The sequence below is a fragment of the Dyadobacter beijingensis DSM 21582 genome, assembly GCF_000382205.1.
Lineage (GTDB): Bacteria > Bacteroidota > Bacteroidia > Cytophagales > Spirosomataceae > Dyadobacter > Dyadobacter beijingensis.
The window spans coordinates 141,358-155,880 of the sequence record NZ_KB907788.1 but is presented as its reverse complement, the minus strand read 5'-3'; the positions used below and the strand labels follow the sequence as shown (position 1 = coordinate 155,880).

Sequence of the window (14,523 nt, the reverse complement as noted above, 5' to 3'; positions counted from 1 at the left end):
AAAAAACCGATACCGAAAAAATCGGGCATCGCTCCGCTTGCTCATGAAAATTTCGTTAACCCAGCTGATCTTTTCAGTTGTTTTTTCCGGTCTGACCTACGCCTCCCACGTGAGCAAGGCGCAGGAAGTGCTGGAACGAAACGTGACCCTCCACGCGGATAAAGCCGAACTGGCAACCGTGCTCGACCAGTTGGAGCAAAAAGCCAACGTGAAATTCGTATACAGCAACAAGGCGATACGCGCAGAACGCGCGGTAGCCATCCACGTTGTGAACCAGAAGCTGGCCACGGCGCTGCAAGCGCTGCTTGCGCCGCTTCAAATATCCTACCAGGTGACACCATCGGGCCGTATCCTACTGAAAGCCAGCAAGGAACTACAAACAAAAGGGTCCGGGCAGCTGACGGTGCAGGTTCGGGACCTGCTGGCGCAAAGCGTGAAAGGCAAGGTGAGCGACGAAAACGGCGACGGGCTACCGGGCGTGAGCGTACGCCTGAAAGGCACCCAACTGGGCACCCTCACGGACGCATCCGGTAATTTCGAGCTGGAAGTGAACACGGTGGAGCCGGTGCTGATTTTCAGTTTTGTCGGGTATAAAACCCAGGAAATCGCGGCGGGCGACCGGGCGGTGATCAACCTCTCGATGGCGCCCGACGACAAGTCGCTCAACGAAGTGGTCGTCATCGGCTACGGCAGCTCGCGCAAGCAGGATGTGGTGGGCTCGGTGGATATTGTATCGTCCAAAGACGCCGGGGCTACCACGGCAACCAACCCGTCGCAGCTGCTGATCGGTAAATCGGCCGGGGTGCAGGTGCTGCAATCGAACGGAACACCAGGCTCCGACGCCCAGATCCTCATCCGTGGTACCGGCTCGTTTACCGGGGTCGACCCGTTGTACGTGATAGACGGTATCCAGGGCAGCAAAACGATGTTCAACACCCTCGCGACGCAGGACATCGAAAACATCACCATTCTGAAAGACGCTTCATCAACAGCCATTTACGGATCGGCTGCGGCCAATGGCGTGGTGATCATCACCACGCGCCGGGGCAAATCGGGCGCGCCGCGCATCAATTTCAATACCCAATGGGGCGTAGCCAAAGCCTGGAAAACGCTGGACCTGCTCAATGCGTCCCAGTACGTAGACCTGCTGAAAGATTTCGCAGCGACGACCAATTCGGCATTGCCTGCGAAATTCAACACGGCGGAAACCACCACCGATCGGACCGATTGGCAGAAGAAGATTTTCCGCTCCGGCCTCGTATCGCAGAACGACCTGAATATCAGTGGCGGAAGCGACAAAGTAGCGTATAATTTTTCTTTGGGCTATATCAAACAACAGGCCATCGTCAGGAACTTCTCCAACAGCCGGCTCAATGCACGGTTTGCCCTGGACGAAACCCTCGGCCGCTTTCATTTGGGACAAAGCCTGAACATCCGGTACACGAAGGACGATGGCCAGCTGGCCAGCATTTCCGACGCCGTATACTATGCGCCCTACAAGCCCATTTACGACCCGAATATCCCCGGCGGCTACTCGAATACGACCAATGTCGACGATTTCAGCAATGGTAACAACCCGCTCGCGGCCATTAACCTGAACCACCCGGTGAATACAGGCTTCGTATTCTTCCCGCAGGTATTTGCCGAAGTGGATATTATCGCAGGCCTGCGCTTTCGCACGCAGTTTTCGGCGGAGATCGGCGGGGGTAAAAGCCGCAGCTACCAATATGGCTATACGGCAGGCAACAACCTGACCAACCCGCAGCAGGCTACGTTGGGTTTCAGCAACTATTCGTTTTATACCCTCGAAAACTACTTTTCCTATAACAAGGTATTCGGCAGGCACAGCATTTCGGCCACGCTCGGTAACAGCTACCTCGATCCGGGCAATTCGTCCGGCCTGAATGCGACCGGTACCAAAATCCCCAACGACGCGATCCAGAACATCAGCGTTGCGCAGTCGCAGGCGGTTACGGGTTCCAATTACGGCTATGCGCGCTCGTCGGTCATCTCGTACTTCGCCCGTTTGGGATACACATTCAACGACAAGTACATCCTTACCGGGAGCTTCCGCCGCGACGGTGCTTCGAACTTCGGGGCCAATAACCGCTTCGGGAATTTCTACGGGCTGGGCCTTGCGTGGCGTTTTGTGGATGAGGAGTTTGTCAAAAACAACCTGAACTTCCTCAGCGACGGCAAGCTGCGCCTCGGGCTCGGCCGCACGGGCAACAACACCATCCCGACCACCGGCGTGACGTCCGTGCTCACTTACAGCGGCAGCCCGAACGGTAATCTCGTGTACTCGCTGGGGACTAACGAAGGTTTTAACCCCGGAACAACCATTAATACATTATCTAACCCCGATATCAAATGGGAATCGACCGACCAGACCGATATCGGCCTTGACCTCGGGTTCCTTAGCAACCGCGTGAGTGTGACCGTAGATTGGTACAACCGCAAAAGCTCCGGCCTGCTCGTGAGCGTGCCGGTTTCGGGGAGTACCGGGGCGTCGGGCAGCGGCGGGCAGCCCAGCAAATATGCCAATGCGGCCAGTGCGCAGAACAAGGGCGTAGAATTCTCGGTTGGTTACCGCGACCAGGCGCGAGGCGGTTTCCAGTATAATGTCAGCGCGAATTTGGCCTACAACAAAAACATCGTGAACTCGCTCGGAAGCGAATTCGCCGCACCGATCCAGGCCGGGGCATTCAGCAACCTGCCTACATTCACCTACACGGCCGCCGGTTCGGCGATCGGTTCATTCTTCGGGTATATGGTAGATCACGTGGCGAAAGACCAGGCGGAAATCGACGCATTGAATGCCAAAGCGGCCGAGCAGGCAGGCGATGCCGCCACCAAATACCAGGCCGGCCTGTTGCCGGGGGATTTCATTTTCAAAGACCTCGACGGCGACGGGAAGGTAACAGCCCTTGACCAGAAAATCCTCGGCAACCCGATCCCGAAAATCGTGTACGGTTTCAGTGCGGGCGCGAATTACAAAGGCTTCGATCTGAACGTGGTCATGTCCGGCGTAGCGGGTTTGAAGATTCTGAATGCATTCAAATTTGTGACCGACAATGAATCTACCGGGCATAATGCGTCCACGGAAATCCTGAAAAGATGGCGTAAGCCCGGTGACGTGGCCGAACTGCCCCGCGCCGGCCAGAGCGCGACAGGCGACGGCAACCTGCGCCCCTCCGACTGGTGGCTCGAAAGTGGTGCCTACCTGCGCGTGCGTAACCTGACACTGGGCTACACCCTGCCGCACAACGTCATCACAGGAATCGGTAACGGCAAGGTATTCAGCAACATCCGCGTGTACGTTGCGGCACAGAACCTGCTTACTTTCACCAAATACAAAGGTTACGACCCCGAGGTCAGCACCCAGAACGGCGGCAGCTACATCTTCTCGCGCGGCATCGACGACCGCCAGCAGCTGCCCCAGCCCCGGACATTGCTTTGCGGCTTACAGCTTGGGTTTTAATGGTTAAGGGAAAATCTTATCGAGCATTGAACATGAAAAAGATCATATTTTATCTGACGGGCATCATCGCCGCTTTCCAGCTCGCATCCTGCGACGAATCCAAACTGGAACTGGAAAGCCAGAGCGCCTACGATTACAAAACTTATTTTACCTCTGCCGAAGGGCTCAACCAGGCGGTGGTCGCGACCTACGCCACGCTGCTGCATAATGGCCTCTGGTCACGCGAGTATTACTTCATTTTCGACCTGCTCGGATATGAAGCCAAAAAAACGACCAACCTCCAGGGCGACATGGCCCAGCTGGCCGACTACTCGTTCGGTACGAGCCAGGCACAGATCGGGCAGCTCTGGAACAGCCTTTACCGGCTTATTCTCCGCTCCAATGTGGTGATCGACCGGGCCGGCGTATGGAACCCGGCGTCGGCCGCCGACCAGCAGCTGGCGAAGCAATATATTGCAGAAGCACGCTTCCTGCGGTCGTACGCCTATTTTAATATTGTGAACCTGTGGGGCAAAGCCCCGCTCATCACCGCCTACGACAGCACCGTGGCGAACAACTACCCTTCCCGCGCCTCAGCGGAAGCCATCTGGGCCAACGTCGAAAATGACCTGAAACTGGCCGCCGCCGACCTGCCCGTGACCTACGACGCGGCTACGGGCCTCGGGCGGGCTACCAAAGGCGCCGCCGTGGCATTGCTGGGCAAATCGTATCTGTACCAAAAGAAATGGGCGCAGGCCGAGACCACGCTCGCGCAGCTCACCAGCGCGCCTTTCACCTACTCGCTCGACCCGTCTTACGAAAACCTGTTCAGCTCCACCAACCAGAGCAGCCCGGAGAACATTTTCCAGATCATGAATGCCAAATGGACGGACTGGGGCATCGGTAATCAATATTACGTTTTCGGCGGACAGGAAACCTGGGGCGGCAAGGCTACCCACTCCGACCGCGCCCAGGAATACGGTTTCAAGGACTGGTTCAATGTGTATGTGCCTACTACCACGGTAAAATCGTTCCAGTACGCGCACCCTACCACGGGCGCGGCCTACGTGGACCCGCGAGCGAAGTTTACCTTCTACGGTAACAAGGAAAGCGGCGGCGATACGCAATACTGCCAGAAATGCACCGGCGGAGCGATCGACTTTCCCTTTAAGGCGGATGATCCGCAGGGGTATTATGTTTGGAAAAAATACCAGTACTATAATGAGGTAGCGTCTTACGGCGGCCCGGCGAGCTCGATCAACGGCCAGGTGATCCGATATGCCGACGTGCTGCTGATGCTCGCCGAAGCACAGATCCAGCAAGGAAAAACCGGCGCCGATCCGCTGGCGCTCATTAACCAGGTCCGCAAACGCTCCGGCGCGGTAGCATACACTGCCCTGGGTGCCCAGGCCGACGCGATGAAGCTCATCATGCGCGAACGCCAGGTGGAACTCTGCGGCGAGCAAACCCGCTATTTCGACCTCATCCGCTGGGGTATTGCGAAGGCGACGATCAATGCGCAGCGCGCGGCCGAGCCCGGCGATGGTAAGCAGCCATTCCAGGATAAAAACGTGCTGTTCCCGATCCCCGACGTCGAAAAGAACTATAACCCGAACGTCGCGAAGGATATCGCCAACGCCTGGAATTAAGTTGAACCAGCAAGATTTGTAATGCCAGGTCCGGAGAGCGCTCTCCGGACCTTTTTTGTTAAAGCCCCCGCGCGCATCGCCTGTCGCTCAGGCCATTCCCGCCTTCCCGGCACCGCCACCGTTACCACCGTTTTGTCCAGCCGCGTTGCATTTTAATTCTAATTTAAGGCCATTTTAACGGCGTTTAAATGTGCCCTGCCCTCTTTTGGACTATATTTTTTAAAAATATTACAATCCCCCCCTCACCCTGACAAAAACCGTTAAGAACGCCTGCCGCACGGCAAGAGGTGACGGTTTTGCTATGCCCGAAATCGATTGAAACCGGAATTATTACTAAACCTGATTATCCATTATGAATCCCATCCGCTCCCCGTCCGGCCCTACGGACTGCCGCATTTTTTTTGACTAAAAACGCTTGATAAACACTAACTAATCCCTGTATGAAAAGTGATGTACAATGCCGCCTGCCCAGGCCGGCCATTACCATGCCGGTCGGGACGATAAAAATAGCCCTGCTAAACCTGCTGCTCCTGCTCCTTTCGCTGCATTCGATTGCAGGCCCGCCCGCTTTTTCCGCCGACAAGAAGATTACCGGCAAGGTGCTGGACTCCAAAGATTCTTCCCCGCTGCCCGGCGTTAACGTGCTCATTAAAGGAACGGGCGTCGGTACTTCGACAGACGCTTCCGGAAATTTCGAAATCAATGTCCCCAACGAATCCAGCGTACTGGTATTCAGCTTTGTAGGCTTTACCAGCCAGGAAATCACGGTCGGTAACCAGTCGGCCATCGAGGTGGGTCTGGTGTCCGATTCCAAGGCGCTCAACGAAGTGGTCGTGATCGGGTACGGTACCGTCCGCAAATCGGACCTGACCGGCGCCGTGGCGACCATTAAGGGCGAGCAGCTCATGGACAAGCCTGTTCCGAATGTTTCCCAGGCCCTGCAAGGCAAGATCGCAGGTGTGGAAGTGAGCGTGAACAGCAATGCGCCGGGTGCGGCCGCGAAGGTGCGCGTGCGCGGGATCGGTTCCATCAACTCCAACATCGACCCGCTCTACGTCGTCGACGGCGTGATCGGCGTGGATGGCAACTCCATTAACCCGAACGACATCGCCTCGCTGGAAGTACTCAAAGACGCCTCGTCGACAGCCATTTACGGCGCACGCGGCGCCAACGGCGTGATCATGATCACCACCAAACGCGGCCGTGTGGGCGGGATGAAAGTTTCCTATGACGGCAATGTGAACGTGAGCGAGCTGTACCGCCATGTGAAAACACTCAATTCCGACCAATTCGTCAAGGTCTACAACGAGGCTTACGCCAACGGTACCAAATTCGACCCGGCAGGCGGCGTGTGGACGCCTCCCGCTCAGCTCAATCATACCAATTTCCCGCTGCTTTTCGATGCGAACGACAAGCCGCTTTACAATACCAACTGGGAAAAAGAGGTATACAAACCTGCATTTTCCAACAACCATCAATTGAATTTCCAGGGCGGGAGCGACAAAACATTGTTCAGCCTCTCGCTGGGTTATCTCAACCAGAACGGTCTGATGGCCACGTCGGCATTCAAACGCTATAACCTCCGCTTTACCGTGGATACGGACATTAACCGCTGGCTGAAAACCGGCGGAAGCCTTTCGCTCATCAGCAGCCGGCAGCGCCTGGTATCGGACGGTAACGGTGGGCTTAATGTGCCGCGCATGGTGTCGGAAGAAGTGCCGATCCTGCCCGTTAAATACCCCGACGGCACCTGGGCCGGCAACAACGACATTGCCGGGCTGGAAGGGGGCCCCAACCCGGTAAACATCGCCAACAACCGGTACACGATCAATAATACGCTGCAATCGCTCGGAAACACCTATCTGTTGTTCCACATCGCAAAGGACCTCGATTTCAAGACCGACCTCGGGTTCAACCTGCAATCGCAGAAGAACAACTATTTTTCTTCCCAAAACCTGGCGCACATGTCGGCCGACCAGGGTGGTGTGGCCAACATCCGGGGCTACCTGAACACCTACTGGCAGTCGGAAAACTATTTGACCTGGAACAAGACGGTGAACCAGCGCCACCGGTTTACGGCATTGCTCGGGGCATCGTGGCAGCAGTACAACCAGGAAACAGATTTTGTTGAAACACAAAACTTTATCGACGACATTTTCCAATGGCATACACTCGGTTCGGGTTCGGTCAGGAGCTCTTCGACGTCGTCGGATTACAAATGGGCGATGAACTCGTATTTTGCCAGGGCGACCTATAACCTGGACGAGAAATACCTCTTCACGGCAACGGGCCGTTACGATGGTTCGTCGAAATTCGGCAAGAACAACAAATACGCATTCTTCCCGTCGGTGGGTGCCGCCTGGCGCGTATCGGAAGAGGGCTTCCTGAAAGGCAGCAAAACGATTACCAACCTGAAATTGCGGGCGAGCTACGGGCTTTCCGGGAACCAGGAAATCGGTCAGTACCAATCCATTGCGCAGATCCAGCCGGGAACGACCAACGCGACGAGCACGGTGCTGAACGGTGCCTTGCAATCGACATTGCTGCCGAGCTACCTGGGTAACCCTAATCTGAAATGGGAGAAATCGTTGCAGTTCGATGCGGGCGTGGAACTGGGGCTTGGCCAGAAAATCGACCTGACGGTGGATTATTACAACCGCGTGACGAAAGACCTGCTGCTTCAAGCGCCCATTCCGTGGTCGGCCGGAGAAGTGAACGCGAACGTGTACCAGAATGTCGGCTCGGTGCGGAACTCCGGTTTCGAGGTGAGCTTGAATACCACCAATATCGAAACGCGTAACTTCTCGTGGACGACGAACTTCATTTTGGCTACCAATGCGAACAAGATCCTGAAACTGAACCGCGGTAATGCCGACATTTTCCCGGGGCCCAACTTTTTGGGACAAACGAACATCCTGCGCGTGGGCGAACCGATCGGCTCGCTGTACGGCATGACGCGCATCGGCACTTACAGCTCCGACGAGGCTGCCCTGGCCGCCGAGCATAACCTGAAACCAGGCGACAGGAAGTACATCTACAATGCCGACGGCAGCAATTATTACAGCATTATCGGCCGCACGACGCCGAAATGGACGGGAAGCATCAACAGTACCATGAAATACAAGGGCTTCGATTTCTCGTTCAACATCCGCTTCGTGGAAGGCCTGAACACCGCCGCGACCTTCAAGCATTCGGTAGAAGACCGCCAGACGATCGCCAACAGCCTCGCTACGGTGCTCGACGCCTGGACGCCCGACCACCAGAATACGATGATTTCACAGGTGCGTAACTACAAATTCGCTCAGGATTCGCACTTCGATACCTGGTGGGTGGAAAACGGCTCATTTATCCGCGGACAAAACTTCATGCTCGGCTATACGTTCGACAACGACGTGCTCGACCGCCTGAAAATGGATCGGCTGCGCATTTACGCGAGTGTTCAAAACCTGTTTGTGATCACGAAATACAGCGGCTACGATCCGGAAGTGGATACTTTCAACTCGGGCTATGGTGCCAATACGGCATTCTCGCAAAACCTGGATTTCTTCTCCAACCCACGCCCGCGCGTGTGGAACCTGGGCCTGACACTTACTTTTTAAACCGCAACCACAACAGATATGAAAGTGCTGAAAAATATATTGCTGGCAGCTTCATTGCTGACCATCGGCGGCTGTTCCGATTTTCTCGAAGAAACGCCTACCGGCTTTCTCACGCCTGAATCGGAGGCGTCGAGCAGCAAGGTGGCCCGCGCTTATGCCAATTCCGCGTACGTGAACTTGCAGGGCCTGCTGGCCGGGCAGCCGTCGTCGTACGGCGGCAATACCTATAATTTGCTCGAATTCATGACCGGCAAGGCCAACAGCGACCTCGGCCAGACGGGTTTTGTAAATTACCAGAACCTGGGCTATACCAATACTTCGTTCTATTTCGATACGTGGTGGCAGCAAATGTACCTGGGCGTGGGCGCCTGTAACCTGGCGCTGCAAAGCATTCCGGGCATCAGCGCCGTGGGGCTTACCGACGAACAGAAGAACAATATGCTCGCCGAGGTGCATACCCTGCGCGCGCTCTACTATTTCTACCTCGTGCGGATGTATGGCGCGGTGCCTGCCGTGACGGCCACACCTACCAGCCTCGACCTGAATGTGCCGCGCACGCCTGCGAAGGACATTTACGACAAAATCATCATCCCCGACCTGCTGGCGGCGGAAACTTCCACCCTGCCGTGGTCGAATACGACGGGGATGGTATCGATGTCGGCGGTGGAATCGCTGCTCGCGGACGTGTACCTTACTTACGCGGGCGCGGCGATCAACGGCGGCCAGCAGTATTATGCGGAGTCGGCCAAGCGCTCGCTGAATGTGATCCAGAAAGGCGGCTATTCGCTGTTCAAAAACTACACGGATATGATCAACCCGGCGAACAAGAACCTGGGAGAATTCATTTTCCAGGTACAATATGCGGCGAGCGTACCACTCACCAACCCGCTTACGCCGCTGACGATCCCGAACTATTCGGGTATCTCGAAGTATGCGGACGAGTACGGATCGGTGTACCCGACACCGCAGTTCATCAAGTCGTTCCCGGCGGGCGACAAGCGGGTAGCGGAAAAGCAGTTCTTCTACACAACGGCCCCTAGCATCAAAACCGGCCAGCCCGTGACATTCAAGAATACCTACATTTACAAATGGTTCGATGCGAATGCGGTGACGAATTCAATTAAATCAGACCTCAATTTCACGCTGTACCGACTCGCGGACGTATACCTGATGTACGCGGAGGCGTCCAACCGCGCGGAGGGCGCGCCGAATGCGAAGGCCGTGGAATACGTGAATGCGATCCGTGCACGTGCTACACTAGCCCCGGTCTCGGGCCTGAACCAGGCCGCGTTCGAGCGGGAAGTGTGGCTGCAACGCTATTTCGAGCTTTGTTTTGAAAACAAAATGTGGTTCGACATGGTCCGTACCCGGAAAGTCCATAACGACGTGACGGGCAACTGGGACGATTTCGTAGGCCACAAAACGGTTTTCGGCGCCACATTCAGCGAGAAGCAGCTGCTTTTCCCGGTGCCGAGACAGGAGTCGGACGTGAACCCGAATCTGCTGCCAAATAACCCTGGGTTTTAAGTTATTGACGTAGTTCAAAAACGATCCAACCAATCATGCAAACAGCCGGCCCGCGAGCCGGCTGTCTTGTTTTGACAGAAATAATTATACTTCATTTTAATATAGTTATATTTATTTCATAGTGCATTGCCCAGTGAACCCTAAGCATCTGTACCATGAAAAATTTTACCGGAATTTCTCCGGCCGTGGCGTGCTGCATTGTTTTAATTGCCGCGCTATGGCTACCCGCCACCGTTTCGCATGCACAAAAAGCCGTTCCCTCAACGTGCATGACCTCTGAGCGACATCAGAAGCTATTACTCTCAAAATCCAGGAAACAGATTTACGACGACGTACAAAAACGTTTGAAAACCTACATGGCGAGTGCCAAAGCGCAGCGTACGGCCGCGGAGGACGTTATCTACAACATTCCGGTGGTGGTGCACATCATCGAGCCGCAGGACCGCTCCCTGCTCACCGACCAGCAGGTGATCGACGGCATTGCGGCATTGAACAAAGCATTCCGTAACCAGCTGCCCGAATCCGACGGTGTGGACACGAAGATCCAGTTTCAACTCGCCGTACGGGCCCCGGATTGCAGCCCTACGAACGGTATCAACCGTATTTACCCCAATAACCCTGCCTATACCACCTTCGGCGTCACCGAACCGACCGGCCCCGGCCTGCCGTATGATCAGGTGTACCCGCTCAGCTATTGGAGTAATCTCGAATATTACAACATCTGGGTCGTGAACTACATGGACCAGGCTGCCGCGTTTGCGCATTTCCCGACGGGCGGCTACTCTGCCACCGACGGCACGATGACCATGTCCGCCTATTTCAATTCCAAAGTGTTACCGCACGAACTGGGACATGGCATGAACCTGTGGCACACCTTCGCGCGGGGCATCGGCATGGGCGACCTCGATATGCTCGAATGCCCGGTCAATAACAATTGCGCCGAGGACGGGGACGGCATTTGCGATACGGAGCCCGTCAACAAGCTTTCCAATTACGTTTGCTATTCGGAGACTAACCCGCTCAATCCCTGCAATGGCAATCAGCCTTTCGGCACGGTGTTGAAAAATTACATGGGTTATAATGGAGAGACCTGCCAGACGCAGTTTACCAGCGACCAGCGCGCACGCATGCGCAGCGCCATCGAGCTCCTGCGGCCGGGGCTGATCAACAGCAAGGGCCTCGATCCGTTCGTCGTCGGGCAAACGATCCCGAAAGGCACCACGGCCACGCTTACGGCCTCTCATTGTATCGGGGTAATCCTTTGGTACGACGCCCCGGTGAACGGTAATTACCTGACAGTCGGCAATAGCTTCGTTACACCTGTTTTGAACGAATCGACGACCTTTTACGCCGCCTGCCACCGGCTGGAATGCCCGAGCGCCAACCGCGTACCGGGCGTCGCGACCGTCGCTTCCGGCCTGCCTGTGCAGCTCGTGCGGTTCAGCGCCGAGCCGACGGAACAAAACCGCGTTGCATTAAGCTGGGCCACGGCCTGGGAAACGGGGCATGACTATTTCGAACTGGAATCGTCGCCGGACGGCAAGGCGTTCCGCACCGTCGGGCGGGTATCCGCACCCGTGCGCGAGACCGGGGGTATGAAGGAATATGCGTTTACAGATACACCCGCGCAGCTGGCGGGGATTGTATATTACCGTTTGAAACAGGTGGACCGTGCGGCTGAAAATGGCAGCGCGGCATTTGCCTATTCAAGGGTTATTTACGTAAAAATGCAGTCCAACCAGATGATTACCATCAGTCCCAACCCTGTGGACGACCTCATTACGATCAGCGGTATGCCGCAGGGAAGCGAAATAGAGGTGGTGAACGCAGGCGGCGTGGTGGTGCACCAGGCTAAAAACAGGAACACGATCGATGCCAAAGGCTTGCCTGCCGGGCTGTACATCGTGCGGGTAATGCTGGGGAATGGAGAAATGGTGGCGGAGCGGGTGGTGAAAAGGTAACACCGCCCGCCCGCGACCATTGCTATCGTCAAAGCGCCTTCGCCTTGTTCTCAGCCTGTTGGATCACCTCGCTAAGTACATCGCGGGATTTCATCGTGGCAATGGAGCTGGACATGACCTTTTTGGCCTCGGCTTTCTGGCCGGAGTCGTTCAACGCGTCGGCCAGCTTTTCCATGGATTTAAAATAATCGATGTGCCCGAATGTGTCGGCGGCCTTGTCGGGCGAGCTCATCAGCGCGGCGGTTTGCAGCTGCGCCGCTTTATCGATGTCCGGCTTGCTGGCTTCTACCACCAGCGAGCCGTCTTTTTGTTCGAGCTTCTTGTAAGGTTTCAGCAACGGGGCAGCCACGGCTTTGGTGGCGTGCAGCGATGCCGCCGTGCCGGGGAGCCTTTCCGTTACCTCCTGCAAGGTATCCATTGCCTTGTAGAGCGCGGGCGCCCCGTCGAATACCAAGGCACGGCTCACGTCCTCGGTGAAATAATCCGGTGCCAGCTTGTTCTCTTCGGGGTTCGTCGACGGCGCAACGAAAACCCGCAGCACATTGCTCAGCAGCACCTCGTCCACCATATCGACGCCGGCCTGGATGTTGTAAAAACCAGGCTCGTCGATCAGCCAGCCGGAGGTGGAAGCGCTCACAATGTGCGTGCCGTAAATGGATTCCCCGTCTGCGAGCATTTTCTTGTGCTCGTCGTGGCAGCGGACAATCATCGGCTGCCATTTTTTAACCGTACCACTGTCTTTCTGGACAAACAGGATGATATGCCCGCCGTCTTGCAGCAAATGCTCGTCCAGCGCCAATGGTAACCCGCTGGTATTGGTCAGTTTGAGCTCGATGCTCACCGGTTCCAGGAAGGAATAGGTATTGTTCTCCCGGTTAGGCCGCACTTCGAGTTTGAAACGGCCCGAGAACATGTCCTGTCTCGGCTCTTCGAACCCGTGGTTGCTGAACCAGTTCTCATTACCCATTTGCACAAACCGGCGCGGCGCGTGGCGCATGAATAGCAGCTCTTCATTGGTAAAGCGGAATTCGAAATTCGAAAAGAATGCCCGCTCCTTGCCGCTCACAAAGAACGGATAGTTCATGAAGCTGCGCGCCTCGGGCTGGTTTACCAATGGCAGCCACGGGTGCCCGCCGTCCGGGGTCGACATGGCTTTCTGCCAGCTATGCGCAAGGTTAAATGCGTGGCCCATTTCGTGGACTGCCGTCCAGAATACCATCCGTTTCCGCCATGCGTCGGGATTCGTATCGCCCGGCGTAACGTCTTTGATGAAACTCTCCGTAAAAATGGAGGTCCCCTGGCGGTGATTCGGGCCGATGTCGTCGAACATGATGCCGCCGAGGCTGTAACCTTCGTCGTGCTGGCGGGCAAACAGTACCCACAGCGCCCATTGCGGCAGGTTCGAGAACCGCGACCAGTAGGTTACCATCGCATTGTGCATTTCGCTGTCGCTCCACGTTCCATTCGCGCCTGCGCCTGAAATGGGTATTTCGCTGCGGTTGGGCGACATGGTCGCATTGAAACCCGCCCGTTTGTAGACGGTTTCAAACGAAATGGTCTCGTTCGGCAGGCTGGCGGGGTGGTTGGGGTGGCTGTGCGTCTGGTACTCCGTCGTCGGGTCGTCGGCATTGGCTACTTTGTCGACCTCGAATTCGACGTCGTCGAAATACTGGCTTACGAAATCCAGGACATAGGTTTTGGTGGGCGTGGCGCTACCGAAAACAGTCAGTTTATAATTGGAATACCCCGCGCCAAGGCCCCGGCTGGCTTCAAAAAGCAGCCGTTCCCCCGGAATTAGTGCGTTATTTCCCTCGCGGTAAGAAATCACCGCTTCAATTCTCCTGCGGTTCAATCCTGTACATTTGTCGGAAGTGACGTCCGCAATGATGTGCGCCGTCGACCGGGGCAATACGCGGCTCACTTGCACGGATATACGTTTCTGCGGATAAAACCGGTCCACATCCACCCGCACGGTAATGCTCGTCAGGTTGAATATCGGCACGCCTATCGGGCCGTTAGGGCCTGTCGGGAGCACGTTCCTCAATTTGTACCGCCCGCTCACGGCCGAGCATATTTTCAGCGGGAGATTGGGAAGGTTGGGAAACGGCAGGTCGGGAAACGGCTCCATCGGAATCGGTATCTGGGGCACGCCCGGGATGCCCGGTCCGGCGCCGCCGGCTTGTGCTGCCGCTTCGGCATCGTCGTCGCCGTATGTATATGCCTGGTAATCGGGATGTTGCTCGTCGGGCATGACGGGGGTTGTCGCCGGCATTTCCGGCGTGTTGTTTTTCTTGGCCATGATCATTGTGTTTAGAATCGATAAATTG

At 56.0% G+C, this 14,523-nt stretch carries 6 protein-coding genes; 5 read left to right on the top strand and 1 reads right to left on the bottom strand.

Annotation, left to right across the window (positions count from 1 at the left end; genetic code table 11):
• Positions 1–43: 43 nt before the first annotated feature.
• The 5 genes from H144_RS0114380 (at position 44) to H144_RS0114355 (ending at position 12,196) form a co-directional block, all read left to right on the top strand.
• Complete coding sequence (locus H144_RS0114380; RefSeq protein WP_229207905.1) at positions 44–3,481, top strand: SusC/RagA family TonB-linked outer membrane protein; 3,438 nt, start codon at positions 44–46, stop codon at positions 3,479–3,481.
• 32 nt (positions 3,482–3,513) lie between these two features.
• Entirely contained in the window at positions 3,514–5,109 is a 1,596-nt protein-coding gene (locus H144_RS0114375) for a RagB/SusD family nutrient uptake outer membrane protein (protein WP_019942775.1), read from the top strand.
• Between the two features lie 440 nt (positions 5,110–5,549).
• Positions 5,550–8,708, top strand: a complete 3,159-nt coding sequence (locus H144_RS0114370; RefSeq protein ID WP_229207904.1) for a SusC/RagA family TonB-linked outer membrane protein — start codon at positions 5,550–5,552, stop codon at positions 8,706–8,708.
• Between the two features lie 18 nt (positions 8,709–8,726).
• Positions 8,727–10,235 carry a RagB/SusD family nutrient uptake outer membrane protein gene (locus tag H144_RS0114365; protein ID WP_019942773.1) on the top strand — a complete coding sequence of 503 codons (1,509 nt, stop codon included), beginning with the start codon at positions 8,727–8,729 and terminating at the stop codon, positions 10,233–10,235.
• Between the two features lie 155 nt (positions 10,236–10,390).
• Complete coding sequence (locus H144_RS0114355; RefSeq protein ID WP_033402690.1) at positions 10,391–12,196, top strand: M43 family zinc metalloprotease; 1,806 nt, start codon at positions 10,391–10,393, stop codon at positions 12,194–12,196.
• A gap of 28 nt (positions 12,197–12,224) precedes the next feature.
• Here the strand turns inward: H144_RS0114355 and H144_RS0114350 are convergent, their stop codons facing one another.
• A complete protein-coding gene (locus tag H144_RS0114350) occupies positions 12,225–14,495 on the bottom strand; it encodes a hypothetical protein (RefSeq protein WP_157504722.1) in 2,271 nt (756 codons plus the stop codon).
• Between the last annotated feature and the right edge of the window lie 28 nt (positions 14,496–14,523).

What these genes read in the sequence shown, in the direction of transcription:
- H144_RS0114355 (WP_033402690.1), top strand. Translation starts at nt 10,391, where the DNA reads ATGAAAAATTTTACCGGAATTTCTCCGGCCGTGGCGTGCTGCATTGTT.
- H144_RS0114350 (WP_157504722.1), bottom strand. Translation starts at nt 14,495, where the DNA reads ATGGCCAAGAAAAACAACACGCCGGAAATGCCGGCGACAACCCCCGTC.
- H144_RS0114365 (WP_019942773.1), top strand. Translation starts at nt 8,727, where the DNA reads ATGAAAGTGCTGAAAAATATATTGCTGGCAGCTTCATTGCTGACCATC.
- H144_RS0114370 (WP_229207904.1), top strand. Translation starts at nt 5,550, where the DNA reads ATGAAAAGTGATGTACAATGCCGCCTGCCCAGGCCGGCCATTACCATG.
- H144_RS0114380 (WP_229207905.1), top strand. Translation starts at nt 44, where the DNA reads ATGAAAATTTCGTTAACCCAGCTGATCTTTTCAGTTGTTTTTTCCGGT.
- H144_RS0114375 (WP_019942775.1), top strand. Translation starts at nt 3,514, where the DNA reads ATGAAAAAGATCATATTTTATCTGACGGGCATCATCGCCGCTTTCCAG.